General features: G+C 59.6%; 14 protein-coding genes and 1 riboswitch. Of the genes, 1 reads left to right on the top strand and 13 read right to left on the bottom strand.

Going from position 1 to position 21,680, the window contains the following annotated elements:
- Window positions 1-244: 244 nt before the first annotated feature.
- The 8 genes from AXF19_RS05230 to AXF19_RS05200 form a co-directional block, all read right to left on the bottom strand.
- Window positions 245-1,972 (bottom strand): methyl-accepting chemotaxis protein, encoded by a 1,728-nt coding sequence (locus AXF19_RS05230; RefSeq protein ID WP_066846000.1) that lies wholly within the window; start codon window positions 1,970-1,972, stop codon window positions 245-247.
- A gap of 346 nt (window positions 1,973-2,318) precedes the next feature.
- Window positions 2,319-2,864 carry a biotin transporter BioY gene (locus tag AXF19_RS05225; RefSeq protein ID WP_066845996.1) on the bottom strand — a complete coding sequence of 182 codons (546 nt, stop codon included), beginning with the start codon at window positions 2,862-2,864 and terminating at the stop codon, window positions 2,319-2,321.
- 430 nt (window positions 2,865-3,294) lie between these two features.
- Window positions 3,295-7,296 (bottom strand): DNA-directed RNA polymerase subunit beta', encoded by a 4,002-nt coding sequence (gene rpoC / locus AXF19_RS05220; protein ID WP_172837413.1) that lies wholly within the window; start codon window positions 7,294-7,296, stop codon window positions 3,295-3,297.
- 44 nt (window positions 7,297-7,340) lie between these two features.
- Entirely contained in the window at window positions 7,341-11,075 is a 3,735-nt protein-coding gene (rpoB, locus tag AXF19_RS05215; RefSeq protein WP_066845991.1) for a DNA-directed RNA polymerase subunit beta, read from the bottom strand.
- A 307-nt stretch (window positions 11,076-11,382) separates the two neighbouring features.
- On the bottom strand, window positions 11,383-12,399 hold the full coding sequence (locus AXF19_RS15180) for a YecA family protein (protein ID WP_237141735.1): 1,017 nt from the start codon (window positions 12,397-12,399) through the stop codon (window positions 11,383-11,385).
- A 102-nt stretch (window positions 12,400-12,501) separates the two neighbouring features.
- On the bottom strand, window positions 12,502-13,347 hold the full coding sequence (locus AXF19_RS05205; protein ID WP_066845988.1) for an Rpn family recombination-promoting nuclease/putative transposase: 846 nt from the start codon (window positions 13,345-13,347) through the stop codon (window positions 12,502-12,504).
- Window positions 13,348-13,555: 208 nt separating this feature from the next.
- A complete protein-coding gene (locus AXF19_RS14305; protein ID WP_237141703.1) occupies window positions 13,556-13,708 on the bottom strand; it encodes a hypothetical protein in 153 nt (50 codons plus the stop codon).
- Window positions 13,709-13,739: 31 nt separating this feature from the next.
- Entirely contained in the window at window positions 13,740-14,276 is a 537-nt protein-coding gene (locus AXF19_RS05200) for an iron chelate uptake ABC transporter family permease subunit (protein WP_237141702.1), read from the bottom strand.
- A 94-nt stretch (window positions 14,277-14,370) separates the two neighbouring features.
- Window positions 14,371-14,529, bottom strand: a riboswitch (molybdenum cofactor riboswitch).
- Window positions 14,530-14,689: 160 nt separating this feature from the next.
- On the opposite strand from AXF19_RS05200, the gene AXF19_RS05195 reads away from it, so the two are divergent.
- The gene (locus tag AXF19_RS05195) at window positions 14,690-15,430 is read left to right on the top strand and encodes an EGFR-like transmembrane domain-containing protein (protein WP_066845985.1); all 741 of its coding nucleotides are present in this window, start codon (window positions 14,690-14,692) and stop codon (window positions 15,428-15,430) included.
- A gap of 89 nt (window positions 15,431-15,519) precedes the next feature.
- Here the strand turns inward: AXF19_RS05195 and AXF19_RS05190 are convergent, their stop codons facing one another.
- The 5 genes from AXF19_RS05190 to AXF19_RS05170 all read right to left on the bottom strand — a co-directional run.
- Window positions 15,520-16,875: a YwqG family protein gene (locus AXF19_RS05190; RefSeq protein WP_237141701.1), complete on the bottom strand. Its 1,356-nt coding sequence runs from the start codon at window positions 16,873-16,875 to the stop codon at window positions 15,520-15,522.
- A 30-nt stretch (window positions 16,876-16,905) separates the two neighbouring features.
- A complete protein-coding gene (locus AXF19_RS05185; RefSeq protein ID WP_066845982.1) occupies window positions 16,906-18,828 on the bottom strand; it encodes a TRAP transporter permease in 1,923 nt (640 codons plus the stop codon).
- Between the two features lie 402 nt (window positions 18,829-19,230).
- The gene (locus tag AXF19_RS05180) at window positions 19,231-19,698 is read right to left on the bottom strand and encodes a DUF1850 domain-containing protein (RefSeq protein ID WP_066845979.1); all 468 of its coding nucleotides are present in this window, start codon (window positions 19,696-19,698) and stop codon (window positions 19,231-19,233) included.
- Window positions 19,695-20,669, bottom strand: a complete 975-nt coding sequence (locus AXF19_RS05175) for a TAXI family TRAP transporter solute-binding subunit (protein WP_066845976.1) — start codon at window positions 20,667-20,669, stop codon at window positions 19,695-19,697. The genes AXF19_RS05180 and AXF19_RS05175 overlap by 4 nt, the downstream gene beginning before the upstream one ends.
- Before the next feature lie 148 nt (window positions 20,670-20,817).
- The coding region (locus AXF19_RS05170) for a TAXI family TRAP transporter solute-binding subunit (RefSeq protein WP_237141700.1) at window positions 20,818-21,680 on the bottom strand (863 nt) is incomplete at its 5' end.

The raw sequence follows: 21,680 nt of genomic DNA, 5'->3' as shown, positions 1-21,680 counted from the left end.
GCAAATAAGGACATATAAAAGGGGCTGTTGCACGAAGTTGTTTTGACTCCGTACAACAGCCCCTGTTCGTGTTAGCGCTCAAGGCGCCCCTACCACCGCTTTGCGGTCCCCCTCCCCCGTGTCGCACGGGGGAGGCTTTTCGTTATGGCATATTAGCTTCCCCCGTCGCAACGGGGGAAGTGGCGAACGCAGTGAGCCGAAAGGGGCGCTCATGCAACAGCCCCTTTTTTCATGCAGAGATGCCTCAGGTCTTGAACTTTGCCGCCGCCGCGTTCAGGTCGTGCGCCATGTCCGAGAGACCGCGGCTGCTCGCTGCGATTTCCTCCATGCCTGCCGCCTGCTGCTCGGTCGCGGCAGAGACGTTCTGCGACTCTGCCGCCACCTTCGAGGCAGAGTCGTGAATCTTGCCCGTGGCATCGTCGATCTTCGCCGCCCGCCGCGTCAGATCCTCCATCGTCGTCCCGATGGTGACAGAGTACTGTTGGAGCCGGTCGATCATCGCGCGGATCTCCGAGAAGCCCTCGCCCGTCGCGGTGACGTTTTCGCGCCCCTTCTCCGCCTCGCTGCGCCCTGTCTGCATTGCAGCAACCGCCTGCTCGGTCTCCTCCTGGATCGCGCGGATGAGATCGCCGATCTGCTTCGACGCCTGCTGCGACTCCTCGGCGAGCTTGCGCACCTCCTCGGCGACAACGGCGAAGCCGTGACCGTGCTCGCCCGCACGTGCCGCCTCGATGGCTGCGTTGAGCGCGAGGAGATTCGTCTGTCCCGAGATGCCCGAGATCACCTCGACGATGTTGCCGATCTCCTTCGAGCGTTCGCCGAGTTTTGCCACGACATTCGAGGAGGAGATGACCGTATCCGCGATCGTGTTCATCTGTGCAACCGTTGCCTCCACGAGCTTGTTGCCCTCCTCCGCCTTCTGTGATGTATGCGCGATGTCTGTACCGACGTTCTCGATGGTTTCTGTGACATCCGTCAGTCCACGCGTAAAGGCATGCACCTGATGCTTTGCCTCCGCAACAGAGTCCATCTGGGTCTGTGCCGCCTCAGCGACCTCCGTGATGGACTGCGCGACATTCTGCGTCGCCTGTGCAGACTGCTCGGACGTGCTCGTCAGCGTGGTCGAGGAGTCCGCCACCGACTCTGCCGTCTTCTGGATCGTCTTCGTCATGGTACGGATATTCGTGAGCATCTTGTTGCACTCGTCCGCCATTTGTCCGAACTCATCGCCCGAATCCGCCGGGAGGTGGATGCTGAGATCGCCCTGCGCCACCTTGCGCAGCGACATGAGTACCATATCAACCGACGTCTTGATGTTACGCAGCAGATAGATGGCGCACGCACAGGTGAAGAGCACGACGATGATCGCGACGATGATCGTCGTCGTCAGCACCTGTGTATATGCGGCGTTACTCTCCGCCTCTGCCTGCTTTGCCCCCTGGATGGAACGCGCCTGATCCTCCATCACCAACTTGGTAAAGGATCGATAGGCATCGCGCGTCGGTCCCTGCGCATAGGCGAGAATTCCATCCATATCGCCCGCAGCGATCAGCGGCTCCAGCCCCTTGCCCGAGTCGAGGTATGCCTGCCATGCCTTGCGCTCGTTCTCCAGTATCTCGCGATCCTTCTGCGCCCCATCCGCGCTCGTGTAGACGATGGTGGACAGCGCCTGTTCATAAGCGGTAAAGGCATCGTCTACTGCCTTTTTTGCCTCCGCGAGGTCACGCTCCGACTTTTCCCGCTGAGCGGGATCCTTTGTCAGCGCAGCCATCACTGCGCGACGCCGCACGATGTTCGCCGCATCCGAAAGATCCGATGCCACTCCGAGCGTGCTCGTCCAGCCGCTCAGGTCTATCGCCGCCTGATTCAACACGCGTGCCGAATAGCACGCATATGCACCAAAACCAAGAAAAAGTGCGATGAGTATCGCAAAGCTCAGGATAATCTTCTTCGACACAGTGAGTCCGTTCATGTGTGTTCATCCTTTCCAGGGTTCCCCTTCTGAAAGCGTGCGCAGGTCAAAGCCCCACGATGCTTTCTATATGACTTGATGGCGCGCAAAGATCCCTCCCTCGTTGCACAATGTGGTACGTCGTCCCACATTGCCTCAAACTCTGCACATCTCCCACGAAGTACGATATTTCCTTGAAAGAAACGCTGTTTTATTATAGCACTGAAGCCCCTCTCCCCGCAACACACCTTATCATTTTATTCAAAAGAATAGTGTTTGTAATCGTTTTTTTCAAAATACACAAAAACGGAGCAGAATCTCGATGAATCCCGCTCCATTTTGCCGATTGTTTTTACTATTTTTTCACTCACAAATAACGAAGTCTCCTGTTGAGAGACACACCGAGTGCGGCGGCGGCGACCGCCTTGATGAGGTCGCCCGGGATGTACTGGACGAGTGCCATAAATGCGGCGACAATCCCCGCGAATTTGTCCCCGAAGAGAATCGTCAGCCAAAGCGTCGCGATGGCGTAGGTGACGGGCACGCTGACGAGCGTGCCGACAAGCGCATAGCGCGCAAAGGACGGCTCGCGCCCCTTGAGCATGCTCATGAGGGTATAGGCGACGAGGAAGCCGATGAAGAAGCCGCCGCGCGGGCCGAAGACGATGCCAAATCCGCCGACGCCGCCCGCGAACACAGGTATGCCGATCAATGTGTAGCCGACAATGACGAAGGCGGTCTGACATGGCGTCAGGACGAGCGCGACAAGACACATGACGAAGGTCTGCATCGTCAGCGGCGCCATGAACGGCACGGGGATTGCAATGTACGCGCTCACGCAGATGAGCGCGATGCACAGCGCCATGCGCGTCGTATTGCGAACGGAAAAGAATTTATCATCGAGAGATGCCATACAAATCACTCCTTTTTCACGTTCGTATTCTAACGCGAAAGGAGAGTTTCGTCAACTAATTTGTGGGGAGGGATTGACGAAGTTGGGGGGATTTGTAGTTACAGCATATTAGCTTCCCCCGTCCGAGACGGGGGAAGTGGCACGCCGCAGGCGTGACGATAGGGGCGCTTGTGGGAGATGCGACACTGTTACGATAGAAAAGTGTAAGTTGCTTGAAGTGCTCACCTCCGATGCAAGTGCTGTCCTGCAGGTTCATGGCGCCCCTTCCACCGCAAGCGGTCCCCCTCCCCCGTCGCTACGGGGGAGGCTTCTTGATTACGGCAATAGAAAAACTCGGCAGCTGGCACTGCCGAGTTTTCTTGTGACCTGAATGCTATCACGTCATCTTTTCTCTACACGTAGTATAACGCGTTCAATCGCATATTGCAAGTCAGTTCGTCAGATGCTCCAGCCGCGAGAGGTCGACCTCTTCGTGCACCTCTTCGACGATCTCTTCCTCCTCGGCTTCCTCCACAATCTGTGGTGCAAAGTCGACGATATCGAGGTTGCGGTAGCGGGTCATGCCCGTGCCCGCAGGGATGAGCTTGCCGATGATGACATTCTCCTTGAGTCCGACGAGCGGGTCGATCTTCCCCTTGATCGCGGCGTCGGTGAGGACGCGCGTGGTCTCCTGGAAGGATGCCGCCGAGAGGAAGGAGTCCGTCGCGAGCGATGCCTTCGTGATGCCGAGCAGGATAGGCTTTGCCACAGCAGGCTCGCCGTCCTCCTCGATCGCCTTGGTATTCGCCGCCTCGAATGCGTTGATCTCGATGTACTCACCGGGCAGGAAGTCGGTCGTGCCTGACTCCTCGATCTTGACCTTGTGCAGCATCTGCCGCACCATGACCTCGATGTGCTTGTCGTTGATCTCAACGCCCTGCGACTTGTAGACCTTCTGCACCTCGTAGACGAGGTAGCGCTGGGTCGCCTGCAGTCCGCAGACGCGCAGGATGTCGTGGGGATTGATCGAGCCCTCGGTGATCTTGTCGCCGGGCTTCAGCTCCGCCCCGTCGCGCACCGCCATGCGCGCGCCGAACGGTACGGAGTACTCGCGCGGTGCGCCGCCCTCGGGCGTAATCGTGACCGTGCGCATCCCCTTGCCCGTATCGTCGATGGAGACGAGTCCCTCGTTCTCCGCGATGATCGCGTTGTGCTTGGGCTTGCGTGCCTCGAAGAGCTCCTCGACGCGCGGGAGACCCTGCGTGATATCGTCGCCCGCGACGCCGCCCGAGTGGAACGTACGCATCGTGAGCTGTGTGCCCGGCTCGCCGATCGACTGCGCGGCGATGATGCCGACTGCCTCGCCGATCTCGACCTCCGCCTGATTGGCGAGGTCGCGGCCATAGCATTTCATGCAGACGCCGAACTGCGACTTGCAGGTCAGCACGCTGCGGATGGCAACGCGCTTTCTGACGCCCTCGATGCGCTTTGCAAGCGCCTCGTCCACGGGATCGTTGACATGGGCAATCGTCTCGCCCGTCGCCTCGTCCACAATGTCCTCGGCGAGCACGCGTCCGACAATGCGGTCGGCGAGCGACTCGATGACACCCGTGCCCTCGGTGATTGCCTCGACCTCGATGCCGCGCACGTTGTTGTTGCGGATGTGGAGCTCATGCAGCTCCGAGTCGATGATCGCCTCCACCATCTCGTCCGTGAGGAAATCCCCCTCGGCAGCGAGTGGCATCCCATCATCCAGCACAGCCTCGCGCACGACTTCCTTGCCGCTGAGTTCGCGAACCATCGCCGCGCGCGCCTTCTTGCGCTTTTTCGCATCCGGCTCGCCGAGCGTAATGCTCTCCGTCACCATCGCGTTGCTGACGGCGCCCTCCACATTCACGGAGGAGCCGCGCACCATGATCTCGCGCACATCGCGCTCGCCGATGGTCTCAAGCACCTCGTCGTCGAGAACGGTATCCTGCGGATAGAGGACTTCCTTCGTCTCGGGATCGTAGATCGCTGTCGCAAGAAGTCTGCCCATCAGGCTGTCAACCAGCAGCTCCAGTGCGTCAAATGCAGACTCCGCGAGCCGCGCGCGCACCTGCATGAGGTTGATCGCGGAGACATCGCAGTCCTCCTCGCGGACGATGACATCCTGTGCCACGTCGACAAGTCGGCGCGTGAGGTAGCCCGAGTCCGCCGTACGGAGTGCCGTATCGGCAAGACCCTTGCGCGCACCGTGCGAGGAGATGAAGTAATCGGAAACGGTCAGTCCCTCGCGGAAATTCGCTGTGATTGGCAGGTCGATGATCTTGCCCGACGGATCTGCCATCAGACCGCGCATGCCCGCGAGCTGGCGCATCTGCTGCTTGTTGCCGCGCGCGCCCGAATCCGCCATCATAAAGATGGGGTTGAACGGATCCATGTTGTCCATCATCGCGTCCGCGACATCGTCCGTCGCCTTCGTCCAGAGCTGGACGACCTTCTTGTAGCGCTCGTCCTCGGTAATCAGACCGCGCCCGAACTGGCGCTCCACCTTGTTGACGAGCGCCTGCGTGTCCGCGATGATGTCCTTCTTCTTCGGCGGCACGATGACATCGGAGACGGCAACCGTCATGCCCGCGATGCAGGCGTAGTGGTAGCCGAGATTTTTCACATTGTCGATGACCTCAGCGGTCTTGGTCGCGCCGAAGTGGTCGTAGCAATTTGCGACGAGCTTCCCGAGCTCCTTCTTGTTCATGAGAACGCCGAGACTCCACTCGCCCGTCTCCGCATCCTGACGATAGTGCCGCAGCTGCTCGGGCAGGATCTCACTGAAGATGAGGCGGCCGAGAGAGCTGCGGACGAGTCCGTAGCCTGCGACCTGCACGCGGATCTCCGCCTGCAGGTCAAGCACCTTCTCCTGATACGCGAGGAGTGCCTCTGCAATGCCCGTAAAGACCTTGCCCTCGCCCTTTGCGCCCGGGCGTACCTTCGTGAGATAGTACGAGCCAAGTACCATGTCCTGCGAGGGGACGATGATGGGCTTGCCGTCCTTCGGCGCGAGGATGTGGTTCGCCGCGAGCATGAGCACGCGCGCCTCCGTCTGCGCCTCTGCCGAGAGGGGCAGATGGATCGCCATCTGGTCGCCGTCAAAGTCCGCGTTGTACGCCGTACACGCGAGCGGATGCAGCTTCAGCGCACGCCCCTCAGTGAGCACAGGCTCGAACGCCTGAATGCCGAGGCGGTGCAGCGTCGGTGCGCGGTTGAGGAGCACGGGATGCTCCTTGATGACATCCTCGAGCACGTCCCAGACCTCGGGGCGTGCGCGCTCGACCATGCGCTTTGCCGACTTGATATTGTGCGCCGCGCCGTCGGCTTGGAGTTTTTTCATGACAAACGGCTTGAACAGCTCGAGCGCCATCTCCTTCGGCAGGCCGCACTGATGGAGTTTCAGCTCGGGGCCGACAACGATAACGGAGCGCCCCGAGTAGTCGACGCGCTTGCCGAGGAGGTTCTGACGGAAACGCCCCTGTTTGCCCTTGAGCATATCCGAGAGCGACTTCAGCGCGCGGTTGCCGGGACCCGTCACGGGACGCCCGCGGCGGCCGTTGTCAATCAGCGCATCCACAGCCTCCTGCAGCATACGCTTCTCGTTGCGCACGATGATATCGGGCGCACCGAGGTCGAGCAGACGGCGCAGACGGTTGTTGCGGTTGATGACGCGGCGATAGAGATCGTTGAGGTCGGAGGTCGCGAAACGTCCGCCGTCGAGCTGCACCATCGGGCGCAGGTCGGGCGGAATGACGGGCACGACATCCATAATCATCCACGAGGGACGATTGCCGGACTTGCGGAACGCCTCCACCACCTCGAGGCGGCGGATGGCGCGCACCTTCTTCTGTCCGGAGGTCGTGCGCACGTCATTGCGGAGCTGCTCGCTCATCTGCTCGAGATCGAGTTCCTCGAGCAGCTCCTTGATCGCCTCCGCGCCCATGCCGACGCGGAACGTATTGCCATACTTCTCGAGCGCGTCGTGATACTCGCGCTCGGAGAGCAGTTCCTTCTTCTTGAGATCGGTCTCGCCCGCATCAATGACGATGTAGAAGGCGAAATAGAGGACTTTCTCCAAGGAGCGCGGGGACACATCGAGGATGAGCCCCATGCGGCTCGGGATGCCCTTGAAATACCAGATATGCGAGACGGGCGCGGCGAGTTCGATGTGTCCCATGCGCTCGCGGCGCACCTTCGCGCGTGTCACCTCGACGCCGCAGCGGTCGCAGACGACGCCCTTGTAACGGATGCGCTTGTACTTGCCGCAGTGGCACTCCCAGTCGCGCGTCGGTCCGAAGATGCGCTCACAGAACAGACCGTCGCGCTCGGGCTTGAGCGTGCGGTAGTTGATGGTCTCAGGCTTCTTGACCTCGCCATACGACCACTCACGAATTTTATCGGGGGAAGCGAGTCCAATCCGCATTGAGTCAAAATTGTTTACATCCAGCAAAGATGTCACTCCCTTCCTTAAATGTCCTCGTTTGGCATGTCGATATCGTCGAGTCCGCCGCGCATCAGGGAATCCATATCATCGACCGGCTCCTCGCTGTCGATATGCGCAATGATGTCCTCGTCGGAGACATCCTCCTCTGCGCCCTCTTCCTCCTCATAGGAGTCTGCGGGCGGCGGCGGTGCGCCGGTCTCATCGACACCCTCGACATCGAGCTCAAGCGAGCGCGCCTTCTCCCCGATGTCCTCGTCCTCCTCATCGCGGATCGCGATTTCCTTCGCGTCCTCGTTGAGCACCTTGATGTCGAGACCGATCGCCTGCAGCTCCTTGATGAGCACCTTAAAGGACTCGGGAACGCCGGGCTCGGGGATATTGTCGCCCTTGACGATGGATTCGTACGCCTTGACACGCCCGACCACATCGTCGGACTTCACCGTCAGGATTTCCTGTAGGGTGTACGCCGCACCGTATGCCTCGAGCGCCCAGACCTCCATCTCGCCGAAGCGCTGTCCGCCGAACTGCGCCTTGCCGCCGAGCGGCTGCTGCGTGACGAGCGAGTACGGCCCTGTGGAGCGTGCGTGAATCTTGTCATCGACAAGGTGATGCAGCTTCAGCATATAGACGCAGCCGACCGTGACGCGGTTCTCGAACGGCTCGCCCGTGCGTCCGTCATAGAGCACCGTCTTGCCGTCATCGGGCAGCCCCGCCGCACGAATCGTACCGAACACGTCATCATCGCTCGCGCCGTCAAAGACGGGGGTCGCAATGTGAATGCCCGCCACATCGGGGATGGGCATCCCATTTGCATCAAAATTGTAGCCCGCCGCGCGCAGGTCTCCCTCCACCGTCGGGTCGTCCGCCTTGATGCGCTGGCCGAGCACGCGGCACGCCATGCCGAGATGGGTCTCCAAGACCTGCCCGATGTTCATACGGGACGGCACGCCGAGCGGGTTCAGCACGATGTCGACGGGTGTGCCGTCGGGCAGGAAGGGCATATCCTCCTGGCGCATGATGCGCGAGACGACACCCTTGTTGCCGTGACGGCCGGACATCTTGTCGCCGACCGAGATCTTGCGCTTCTGCGCGATGTAGACGCGCACGAGGCGGTTGACCCCCGGCGGCAGTTCGTCATTGTTCTCGCGGGTAAAGATCTTCACATCGATGATCTTGCCCGCCTCGCCGTGCGGCACGCGCAGCGATGTATCGCGCACCTCGCGCGCCTTCTCGCCGAAGATCGCGCGCAGGAGGCGCTCCTCCGCCGTCAGCTCCGTTTCGCCCTTCGGCGTGACCTTGCCGACGAGGATGTCGCCGGGACGCACATCTGCGCCGATGGACACAATGCCGTCCTCGTCGAGATCCTTGAGCGCGTCCTCCGCAACGTTCGGGATGTCGCGCGTGATCTCCTCGGGGCCGAGCTTCGTATCGCGCGCATCGCACTCGTACTCCTCGATGTGGATCGAGGTATAGAGGTCGCGCTTCACGAGATTTTCGCTCAGCAGGATTGCGTCCTCGTAGTTGTAGCCTTCCCACGGCATATAGGCAACGATGATGTTGTAGCCGAGTGCGAGCTCGCCATTGTCCGTCGACGGGCCGTCGGCGATGGGCTGCCCCTCCGCCACGCGGTCGCCCACATAGACCAGCGGCTTCTGATTGATGCAGGTCGCCTGGTTCGAGCGGACAAATTTCTGCAATTTATAGTTGTCAAATGCGCCCTCGTCCGTGCGGACGGTGATCGCATTCGCCGTAACTTCCGTGACCTCGCCGCTGTGCTTCGCGAGCACCATGACGCCCGAGTCACACGCCGCCTTGTACTCCATGCCCGTGCCGACGAGCGGTGCCTGCGTCTTGAGCAGAGGAACAGCCTGACGCTGCATGTTCGCGCCCATGAGCGCACGGTTCGCATCGTCGTTCTCGAGGAACGGGATCATCGCCGTTGCAATCGAGAACACCTGTCGCGGCGACACGTCCATATAGTCGACGCGGTCGCGGTGGTGCAGACCCGTCTCCTCGTGGAAACGCGCCGTGACGCGCTCGTTGACGAAGAACTCGCTGTCATCGAGCGGCTCGTTCGCCTGTGCGATGATGAGCTCGTCCTCCTCGTCCGCCGTCAGATAGCGCACATCCTCCGTCACGCGACGGTTCTCCTTGTCCACGCGGCGGTACGGCGTCTCCATAAAGCCGAACTGGTTCACGCGCGCATAGTTCGCAAGCGAGCCGATGAGGCCGATGTTCGGACCTTCGGGGGACTCGACGGGACACATGCGCCCGTAGTGCGAGTTGTGCACGTCGCGCACCTCGAAGCCCGCGCGCTCACGCGAGAGACCACCGGGGCCGAGTGCCGAGAGACGGCGCTTGTGCGTCAGCTCCGAAAGAGGATTATGTTGATCCATAAACTGCGAGAGCTGCGAGGAGCCGAAGAACTCCTTCACCGCCGCAACCACCGGGCGGATGTTGATGAGCCCCTGCGGCGTGATGCTCTCCGTCTCCTGGATCGACATGCGCTCACGCACAACGCGCTCCATGCGCGAGAGGCCGATGCGGAACTGATTCTGCAGCAGCTCCCCGACCGCACGCACGCGGCGGTTGCCGAGATGGTCGATATCGTCCGTGTTGCCGAAGCCGTCCATGAGGCCGAGCAGATAGCTGATCGCCGCCATGACATCCTCGCGCGTGATCGTGCGGAACTGATAGTCACGTGTCGGCGCGCAGAGCATGCGGTAGATCTCGCCGTCCGCCTTCTGCACATCAAAGGCGACGATCTCGCCCTCGCCAAAGAGCGCCATCTCACGCTCGAGGCTGACGGCATCCACCATCTCCGATGTGATGCGCTCCCCCTTCGGGAAGATGATCTCGCCCGACTCCTTGTCAACGACAGGATTTGCAAGCACCTTGCCGAGCAGACGGCGGCGCCAGCCGAGCTTCTTTGTCAGTTTATAGCGTCCAACCGTCGCCAGATCGTAGCGGCGCGGGTCGAAGAACAGCGTCTCGAGCAGCGTCCGCGCATTGTCCTCGTTCGCGGGCTCGCCCGGACGCAGGCGGCGGTAGATCTCGATGACCGCCTTGCTGCGCGTCTTGACCTCGTCCGTATCGCGCTCAATCGTCGCGAGGATGCGCGAGTCGTCGCCGAAGAGCGCACGAATCTCCGCATCCGTCTCGTAGCCGAGCGCCCGGATGAGATAGGTCACGGGCATCTTGCGCGTGCGGTCAATGCGCACGGACACGATGTCATTTGCATCCGTCTCGAGCTCGATCCACGCGCCGCGGTTCGGGATCATCGTCGCGTTGAACAGCTCCTTGCCCGTCGTGTCGATCTCGACACCGTAGTAGGTGCCGGGCGAGCGGACGAGCTGGCTGACGATGACGCGCTCCGCACCGTTGATGATGAACGTGCCTGTATCCGTCATGAGCGGGAAATCGCCCATGAAGACCTCCTGCTCCTTGATCTCGCCCGTCTCACGGTTCACGAGGCGCACGTTCACGCGCAGGGGCGCAGCATAGGTGACATCGCGCTCCTTGCACTCGTCGAGATCGTACTTCGGCTCACCGAGCGCAAACGATTCAAAGGAAAGGATGAGATTCCCCGAGAAATCCTGAATAGGCGAGATATCGCGGAAGATCTCCGCGAGCCCCACCTCAAGAAACCACTGGTAGCTCGTGCGCTGGATGTCGAGGAGATGCGGCATCTCCATGACTTCCTTGATGCGCGCGTAGCTGTACCGGGTGCGACGGCCGACCGACACAGGATTGAACATGAACGCTGTCACCCTTTCGCTGGATTATCTTAATGAAGTTTTGTGCGCAACAATAATTAAAAAGACACAAAAAGAACAAGGCAACCGTCCGAATACCTTGCTCATTTATCCTTTCTAACACGAGCCGCGAAGGCTGACCCTCCCCGAAAAAGGCGCACAAATCCCCATTCTCATTCAATAGGTCATTGTATGATACTACATTCGAGTTTTCGTGTCAAGGGATATTTTTGCTCTTTGTCATACGTTACGGCGAATCGGAAACAACTCCGTGCGATGCTCCTATATCATAGAATCTTTCAAAAGCGCCTCATCGCCCGCAGCATTTCTTATATTTTTTCCCACTGCCGCAGGGGCAGGGATCGTTGCGTCCGACCTTCGCGCTCTTTTTCTGTGCGGCAAGCTCCGCCACAACTGCATCCAGCTCATCCAGAAACGCCTTGCGCACATTTTCATGCGGAAGATCCACCGTCATGAACTGCTCGCGCAGCTCCTCCACCGTCATGTCACCACGCGCAAGCGCCGCGCGCATACGAGGTCCGATCGACGCCGTCTGCAGCTGCTCGTAGCGATTCGGGCGCATTGCCAAGAGCTCGCGCGGCGTATATCCACGATTGGCAAAGAGACGTGCGTTGTTCACATAATTCATCCAGAGCTTCGTAAACTGCTCGATGTCGTTCTCACCTGTGAACCGAATCCCCATCTCATCCAACAGACTGATGAGCGCGTTCAAATCCACATCCACGCGCAGCAGATCAAAAATCTCATCCAGCACAACTTCGCGTTCGTATCTCATCCAGTCGACGGGCATATGCTCCTCGATGAAGTCGACAAGCGCCGCATATTCCGCCGTCTTTTCCACATAGAAAGGCTCCGCATACGCAAGCAGAGACGCCTTGTCAGGCGGAATATAGAGCGGCTTTCCCATCTGCTGCTCCATCGTTTTGAAATAGGGAGCATCCTCTGCACCAAACATCAGGAGGCTGATGATCTCGTGATCCATCACGTCCCCCTCAGCCACATCAGCAAAAAGTTCGTGGCGTCCCAAAATCCAGTAGCCCTCGCACTCATGCCGCGCAATCTCGGCAAATGCCAAGAATTCTTCATCCGTAACCGTTCGCGGGCTGAATCGGCGAATCACCGCCAGCGCGTCGCGCAGCGTGATAATGCCGTAGAGATTTGCCATCGCGTTAAAATACTTCCGCAGGAGACGGGATGTATTGTCCTTGAGTGGGATTTCACGGTACAGCGCATTCAGCTCCCGCCGGTCATACATCTCAGGAAACGGCACCGGCTCCTGCCCTTCGCCAATATTCTCTGTCATCATTCTCACATATACCATTAGGGATGCACTGATAAATTCAGCGATTCCCCAGAAACACCACAAAGCACCTCACCAGCTCGTGCGTCAGCCCCCTTTTTTTCTGCATTATGAAGCAGGAATCCCATCCTCCTCGGCGATTCTCCGAATTGCCTCCTCAGGCATCTCCGCCATCTGAGCAACCGCAGGAATCGTCATCCCTGCACGCAGGAGTTTCTTCGCCATCTGGGCAATTCCAAGTTCCCGTCCCTGTGCGATTCCCTCCTCCACACCTGCACGGCGCTGTTTCTGATATTCCATATAGAGCGTCATGAATTCCCGCCTCGTTTCATCCTGCCGCTTGACACGCGCAACCTCGCGTGCCATTTCCTGCGCGAACGTTCTCCGCGCCTCCTTGCCGTCAACATAGTGTAAAAAATCCGCCAGCTCTTCATCGACACTGCCGCGCAGACCCTTTGCATTCAGGAAGATCTTCGTCGTGCCGTCTCCAAGCTCCAAATCCCCCTGTTCCATACATCGGCTGCGGAATGTATAGATGCGTTCATCCAGACCAAAGAGGTCAAAGGTGCAAATGAAGATGATATACGTTTGCCGTAGGTCATCGTAGTATACCCCTTTGCCGAGCAGATCCATATCGATCATCGCCTGATAGTAGCGTGCTCGCTTCGGGAGTTCCCCATCACGTCCCTTTGTGGTCTGCATCTCTATGTTATAAACCGTGCCCGCCTCGTCTGCAACGTAGACATCGAGACGCACCGCCTTGCTGTCAAGGCGTACGTCAATCGTCTTTTCTGTGTCTGGATAGCGAATCTCTCGAATCTGAATTCTCAAAATGCGTTCTAAAAGCCATTTGCAGAGTTTCACATTCTGCATAACGCGCTGAAAGATGAAGTTGTCCTGAATGGACAGGCGCTCCCACTCCTCCAACGCACGCTTTTCCCATTCTTTCTCCACACCCGACCTCCGTTGTTAAGGCGCCGCTGATGTTATCAGTGTTTTCTTATATTATAAAGGTTTCCTGCCCCTCGGTCAACGAAAACGAAGCCCCCGTGAAGAATCTCCTGTTCTTCGCGGGGGCTTCGTCGTTTATAGCTCCTGTTTTGGCTCGTGCTCGCCTGTGCATAATATAGCACTGTGACGATCAGGTTTCAAGGAGAAAAATTCAAGCAATATCCCCGCCGACGCAGACCGTTCTCGTGCCGATCTGCCCGATGTGAACGGGCAGTCCGTAGAGTGCGGTCATGTCCGCCTCGTCGATGACCTCCGCCGCCGCGCCGTGCTTCCAGAGGGTCTTAAAATTTCCTTTCGTTAACAAAACCGCCCGATGACGAGTGTCATCGGGTGGCTCAGTATGAAAACAATTCGTTTAGAAGGTATTTCAGCAGACCGATCACCGCCGCCATAAAGCCCGACACAATGATGCCACAGAGGACGAGCACGATGCGCGAGCGGCTCTGCACGAGCTTCGGCAGCATGAGTGTCATCGTAACCGCCGCGATGCCGCCGAGAAATGCCGCGGCAGCCGTCCCGCCGAGCGTCAGATGTGCGAGAATCGCAAGGCACGCACCCACGCTCGCGCCCTGCGAGACACCAAGCAGATCGGGCGAGACGAGATCGTTGCGGAAGACCCCCTGATACGCCGTGCCCGACACCGCGAGCGCAACGCCGACGAGAATGTCGCCGAGCACGCGCGGCAGACGGATCACCATGACGACGTTGTACATCGACGCATCCCACGTGATCGGAAGTTCGATAAAATTCGATGCGAGAATTGCCACCACCTGATCGAACGGCACATAGAACCGTCCCACTGAAAGCGAGAGGACGAAAAACAGCACGGCGAGTACACTCCCCGCCGCCATCATACGTGCATACTGCCCCATAAAACTCCTTTCCCGCAAATTCCCAAACTTTCCCAACAAAAAATGCCCGCCGGAAAATCCGGTGAGCACTCGCCGCGCACAAAAAGAGCGCAGTCCTCCCCCTGCCGGTTTTCCTTTGCAATGCAGACAAATGTCTGCGGGCAGGGAAGGACGTTTCCATACCTTCCCCCGTGACCGCAATCCCAGAGCCGCAGTCAGGCTGACGCACCATAGCATATGCCACAGGTACGGCAGCTCGAAAAACATAAAGATAAGATAATATAGTTTTCATGAGTATAGCATGAGGCACAAAATAATACAATGAAAAAAATCACGACATTGCCCCTGCCAATCGTCCGTCTTGCAAAAACCGGCGTGCTCATGTAAAATATAATGGAATCGGTATCATTTGAATTTATAGTAGGAGGTATCTTATGTTTCTGACACGATGCACACGCACGATGCGCACCGTCCTCGCGGCAGCGATGTTCGGCGTACTCGCACTCACGAGCGGCTGTTTCAGCGGCGATGTGAACGTCGTCATCAACGAGGACGGCAGTGCCGATCTCAAGACGACCCTCATGAGCGTTCCCATGCTCGCGGAGGTGGTCGAGCAGAGCAAGACGAGCGCACTCGCGCGCAATCCCGAGGCGCAGATTGCTCCCGTCTCGAAGGAGGGCATGTCGGGCTACGAGATCACGGAGCACTACGCGACGATTGACAAGCTCGCGGAGAACGACTTCTTCAAAGCGAACGAGGGCAAGAACACGGGCATCACCGTGAACAAGAGCCTGTTCTACACGGACTACAACTTTGACCTGCTCTTTGAGGGCAGCCAGAACGGCGGCGGCGCAGGCGCATTCGCGAGCAACATCACGTTCACGTATCAGATGACCCTGCCGTCCGCACCCACGAGCTCAAATGCCGACCGCACGGAGAACGACGGCACGCTGCTCACGTGGAACCTCGGCAAGACGCTCGTGACGGGCGAGTCGTCGAAGATCGAGGTCGCGTTCCGCATCTGGAACAAGACGGCAATCATCGGCACCGTCGTCCTCGTCATCGTCCTCATCGGCGCGGGCGCATTCTTCTTCATGCGCCGCAGGAAAGAGGAGGAGCCGCAGCAGCTCGTCGAGGATGCCCCGATCGAGGTCAAAGCAGAAGAGAAACAGTAAGATAAACACCGGCATAGAAAAACGAGGAATCCCTGCAAACGCAAGGGTTCCTCGTTTTTCTATGTTTCTATACCGAAGCATTCGCTATTTCAGCCGCACTGCAAAATCAGACGGACGTTGTCGAAGTTCTGCGCGGCGAGATCCTCTTTGCGAATCCAGAAGTAGATGAACCCGCAGTCGCCGTACATCAGCTCCGTGTCGCCCTCCTCCACCGTTCCCATCTGAAACAGGAGGATCCAGTTCTCGACCGCCTTCTCCATGAGACCCGCACGCTCCTCCTCGGAGAGCGTCTGATACGCCGCCTCCTCGAAGCCCCTGTGGTACATCTCACATTCCGGCTCCATCGCGTCCTGAATCTCATCCGCATAGCCGAGCATCTTCATATGATGACCGTCATACGCAGCGACGGCTGCGCCGAACTCCGCGCGCAGCTCGTTGTAGGTATCCCAGTCCACCTTTTTCCCGGTGCGCCGGCTGTACTCGAACGGCGATATGAGGCTGACCGCGTCCGCAAAGGTCAGCGACTGCTCCCCCACGCTCCACTCTTCCGTCTCGGGCGGAATCGCCGTCGGGACAAGCAGCTCCTTGTCGGGGAAGTAATAGACGCGCGCATAGCCCTTGCTCCCCGGTCGAAAGCCCCACTCCATCGACATTGTTTCATAAAAGAAGCTGAGTACGCCCGATGTCGGCAGGAGACCCGTGCGGTCATACTGCGCAGCTTCGCCGAGATCAATCTGCGCGAGAAAGGCAAGCGGGCGGTTCTTCGTCACATCTTCAAAGTCCGTTCCCTTATAGTACGGCCAGACGAAATCTGCGGGCAGATCAGGCGTCCCGTAGAACTTGCTCGCCCCAACGGGCAGTTTGTCGGTCGCCGCATGATGGTGGATGGTGATTTCGCGGCGCTGATTGTGCGCAAAGAACGCCATCACCTCGCTCCGTAGGCACTCCTTTTCCTCCTCAACTGTACGGATGAGCTCTTCCAAGCCGATGGAGGGCGGCTCCTCAGCATACCATCCATGCTTGTTTTCAATCGCGTCCCTGCACCGCTCCAGCATGCCGCCGGGCTTGCCGAAAAAGACCCGCTCGATCTCCGCCGTGCTCGCGGCATCTTCCTCTGCGCGCTCCAAGAACGTCCGTGCAAGGCGCAGGATGGCGAGCTGCGGGCTGCGGTTGACCGCGTAAAAATACAGTGCGTAGCCCATGCGGTAATGCCAAAGCCCGTCACGCTCCGCAGGCGTGACCTCGCTCAGCGTTTTTGCCGCATCGAAGAAGCTGCGCTCCTCGATGTACGCCTGCGCGAGCAGCCCTGCGATTGCAGCCGTCCGCTCGGCGGCGGGCACGCTGCGCCCCAGTGCAATGATCTCATCGTTCAGCGCCGTGTCATGCTGTGCGGCATACGCCGCTGCGCGTTCCTGCATCTGCGTCGTCAATGCTTCGATATTCATGTCTGACTCCACCATTCGAATCCGTAAGAATCAAGCCGCCTTTTTCACGCGCGTATACTGCATCACAAGGATGACGGCAAAGAGGGCGCAGCCAATGAGGTCGGTTGTGCCGCCCGGCTTTATCATAAGGAGGCCGGCAATGATGAGGAGGATGCGCTCGTAAAGGCGGCAGTGATCGGCGAGGAAGCCGCAGAGCGCGGAACTGATGGCGACCATGCCCGCAAGGGCGGAAAGCGTCGCCAGCGTGAGTCCGAGAGGTGTTGCATCCACCATCAGGATCATCGGTGAGAGGACGAAGATGTACGGGATGATGAACGCCGCAATGGCGAGTTTGGACGCGTGCACGCCTGTCTTTAGTGCATTGCCCCCGCTGATGCCCGCCCCCGCATAGGCGGCGAGCGCGACGGGCGGGGTCACGTCCGCGATGATGCCGAAGTAGAAGACAAACATATGCGCCGCGAGGATGGGTACGCCCATCTGCACAAGTGCGGGCGCAGCGATGGTCGAGGTGATGACGTAGTTCGCCGTGGTCGGGACGCCCATGCCGAGCACGATTGCCGTAATCATGGTGAAGAACATCGCGGGGAGAAGCATGCCGCCCGCAAGGTCAATGAGCCCCGAGGCAAGCCGCAGTCCGACGCCCGTCTTCGTGACGACACCGATGATGATGCCCGCCGCCGCACAGGCGATGAGCACGCCGAGCACCGCCTTCGCGCCGCGCTCGAGTCCGTAGACAATCTCGATCGGCTTCATGTGCGTGGATTTCCGCAGCATGGCACACGCGATGGAGAGGACGATGGCAACGAGCGCCGCACGCATGGGCGTGTAACCCGAGACGAGAAGATAGACAATGACGACGAGCGGGATGGCGAGGTGTCCGCGCTCCTTCAAGAGGGTGAGCGGATTGGGCAGCTCGCTGCGCGGGATGCCCTTGAGCTTCTTGCGCTTTGCCTCGAAATGCACGCCGAGCCAGACGCCCGTGAAGTAGAGGAGCGCGGGGATTGCCGCCGCCTTGACGACCTCGATGTACGAGACGCCGACGAACTCTGCCATGAGAAACGCCGCTGCGCCCATGACCGGCGGCATGAGCTGTCCGCCCGTGGATGCCGCCGCCTCGACCGCGCCCGCGAAGTTCGCGTTGTAGCCGAGTTTCTTCATCATCGGGATCGTGAGCGAACCCGTGCCGACGACGTTCGCGACGGAGCTGCCCGAGACCGTGCCCATGAGGCCGCTCGAGAGCACTGCAACCTTCGCAGGGCCGCCGCTCGCCCAGCCCGCAACGGCGTTCGCGAGGTCGATGAAGAATTTGCCCAGCCCTGTGCTCTCAAGGTAGGCGCCGAAAAGGATGAAGAGGAAGATGAAGGTCGAGGACACGCCGAGCGGGATGCCGAAGATGCCCTCGGTCGTAAAGTAGAGGTGACTGATGAGCTGCTCAACCGAGAGCCCGCGATGCGCCAAGACACCCGGCATATAGGGGCCGAGGAAGGCGTACGCGAGGAAGAAGAGGACGACCGTCACCATCGGCAGCCCCACGACGCGCCGCGTCGCCTCGATGACGAGCAGGATGCCGATGCCGCCGACGATGACATCGGGGGGCGAGACCGTGCCCGCACGCGTCACAAGCTCGCGGTACTGGATGACGATATAGGCGGGCGCCGCCGCACCGAGGATGGCGAAGATCACATCGATGGGGTGAAAGAAGCTGTCCCGCGTCCACGCGCGCCGAAAGGGATAGAGGAGGTACGCGAGCGCGAGTCCGAATCCGAGGTGGACGGCGCGCTGCAGCTGCGCGTCGAGGACGCCGAAGGTCGCCGTGTAGAGCTGAAAGATGGAGAATGTGATAGCGATGGCGGCAACGATTTTCTTCGGCAGCCCCGCATAGTGGACGGTGTTCGACTCGCGGTCGTACTTCTTGAGCACGGCGTCCGCCTGTGCTTTGTTCTTTTCGGTCATAGGATCAGTTCACATCCTTTGGAAAATTTTTATATACTTCACAAAAATGCTACAAAAGAAACAGGAGGCTGTTGCACAAAGTCGTTCCGACTCGTGCAACAGCCTTTTGTGTGTCTTGTCCAGACGTTCAAAGCGCCCCTTCCACCATGCTGCGCATGGTCCCCCTCCCCCGTGTCGCCGGGGGAGGCTCTGCATTACGGCATATTAGCTTCCCCCGTCGAAACGGGGGAAGTGGCGAGCGTTGGAGGCGGTCAACGTCAGCCGCTCGTCTGCGTCCTTCGGACTTGACTTGCGGGACGTTTTCGCATACGACCTGTTACCCGTTCAGCATCGCCTTACAGGCTCGCTTCTCGGACAGGTCAGTAAGCCGATAGGGGCGCTCGAAGACGCAGCCTCGGAATTTCAAAACAAGTAGGCGTAGAGCGGCGCAACGACGAGGTCGATGCGCGTGCCGACGGGGTACATCTCGTAGACGGGGATGCGCTGCCCGCCCGCCTCGATCACGAGCTCCGTGCCGACGCCCGTACGGAGGCTCAGCTTGCTGTAGTCGCGATCCATATCGAGGACGAAGTAGTCCCCCTCCTGCCGAAATGTCCCCTCCTCGGGGAGGAAGGGCAACCCCACGCCGTGCGACTGATAACGCGTACCCGTGAGGTGAAAGTGTCCGTCCGCGTGCGCGGTCAGGAACTCCTCGACGGGGGTCTTCTGCACGGAGTGGATGAAATGAATCGTCAGCGGCACCTCATCGCGGATCTGGCGCACGAGCACGGTCTTCGTCCCGTCCGCCTGCATAAAGAGCGCGGGCGCGCTCAGGATGTCGAACGCGACGAGCGCAAACGCCGCAAGCAGCGCTATCGCATACGCTCTCATTTCTCGTTAAAGTACTTCTCCGCACCCGCATTCATCGGCAGAGACATACCGCTCTTCGCCGTGTCCTTCGTGATCTGCTTGCCGACTGCGTGCGCCGCCTGCAGGCGGTCGAGGTTCGAGAAGATCGCCTTCGTAATGCTGTAGCCGAGGTCTGCGTTCACCGTGGGGCCCGCAACGAGCATCGCCATGACGGAGACGCCGGGCACAGCCTCGTCAAAGCCTGCATACGTGCCGGCGGGGATGACGGTCTTCGTGTAGAACGGATACTTTGCAATCAGCTCATCCGCCACCTTCTCATCCACGGGGAGGAGGCGCACAGGGTTCTGCGAGGCAATGTCCTGCACGGATGCCGTCGGATAGCCCGCCGTCAGGATGGCAACATCCACATTGCCGTCCTTCAGTGCGCTCGCTCCCTCGGCAAACGAGAGAAACTGCTCGTCGATATCGTCATAGGTGACGCCGTATGCCGCGAGAATCTGGCGCGCATTCGCCTCCACGCCCGAGCCGGCCGCACCGACCGCGACGCGCTTGCCCTTGAGCTCCGCGAGGCTCGTGATGCCGGAGGACTGGAGCGTGACGAACTGGCAGGTCTCGGGATAGAGCGATGCAATGCCCATGAGCCCCTCGACCTTCTTATCCGCAAACATCTCCGTGCCGTTCACGGCGTAGTAGGTGATGTCGTTCTGCACCGTCGCAAGATCCACAGCGCCGTCGCGCAGCATATTGATGTTTGCAACGGATGCGCCCGTGCTCTGCGCACTCGCATTCATGCCGGGGATATCCTTGTTCAGCACCTCGGCAATCGCACCGCCGATGGGGTAGTACGTTCCTGCCGTGCCGCCCGTTCCGATGTTGAGGAACTTCTTCTCTCCCGATGAGGCGGAGTCGCCGCCGCAGCCGGTGAGAAGCGCAGCAGAGAATACAAGGACTGCGCCTGCCGCAAAAATTTTCTTTACGGTAGAGATATTCATGTTCTTTCCCTCCATTAAATCGTAGAATGAGTTCTCGAACTATCGTCGCATGCGGCGATAATAAACGCATTTTATCATAAAGCGCCCCCCGCACGCAAGCAAGGAGCGCTTTGTATGATGGTATACACGCGATGCAGAATCATCGCCGCTACTTTTCGTTGAAATACTTCTCTGCGCCTTCGTGCATCGGCAGGGACATGCCGTCCTTCACTGTCTCGCGCGTGATCTGCTTGCCGACGGGATGTGCCGCCCGCAGGCGGTCGAGATGCGTAAAGAGCGCCTTTGTGATCTTGTACCCCAACTCGGCGTTCACCGTGGGCCCCGCGGCGAGCATCGCCATGACGGAGACGCTTTCCACGTCCTCGTCAAATCCCGCATACGTCCCCGCAGGGATGACGGTCTTCGTGTAGAACGGGTACTGCGCAATCAACTCATCCGCAATCTCCTCCTCGACGGGCAGGAGGCGGATCGGATTCTGCGCGACGACGTCCTGCACGGATGCCGTTGGATAGCCCGCCGTAAGGATTGCTGCATCCACACTGCCATCCTTGAGCGCACGCGCCCCCTGGGCGAACGAGAGGAACTGTTCGTCGATGTCATCGTAGGTAACGCCGTACGCCGCGAGGATCTGCCGCGCATTCGCCTCGACGCCTGAGCCGACCACACCGACCGCAACGCGCTTCCCTTTGAGATCCGCGATGCTCGTGATGTCCGAGGATCGGAGCGTCACGAACTGGCACGTCTCGGGATAGAGCGCGGCGATGCCCTTGAGCCCCTCCACCTTTTCATCCTTGAACATCTCCGTGCCGTTCGCGGCGTAGTAGGCGATGTCGTTTTGTACCGTCGCGAGGTCGAGTGTGCCGTCGCCGAGCATTTTGAGGTTCACCACGGACGCACCCGTGTTCTGCGCGTTCGCCTCCGTGCCGTAGATCTCCTGGGTCAGGATCTCAGCCATCGCAGTACCGATGGGGTGGTATGTCCCTGCCGCGCCGCCCGTGCCAATGTTGATGG

The sequence above is a fragment of the Selenomonas sp. oral taxon 126 genome (assembly GCF_001683335.1).
In the GTDB taxonomy this organism is placed as follows: domain Bacteria; phylum Bacillota; class Negativicutes; order Selenomonadales; family Selenomonadaceae; genus Centipeda.
This window is presented reverse-complemented; position numbering and strand designations above follow the sequence as displayed.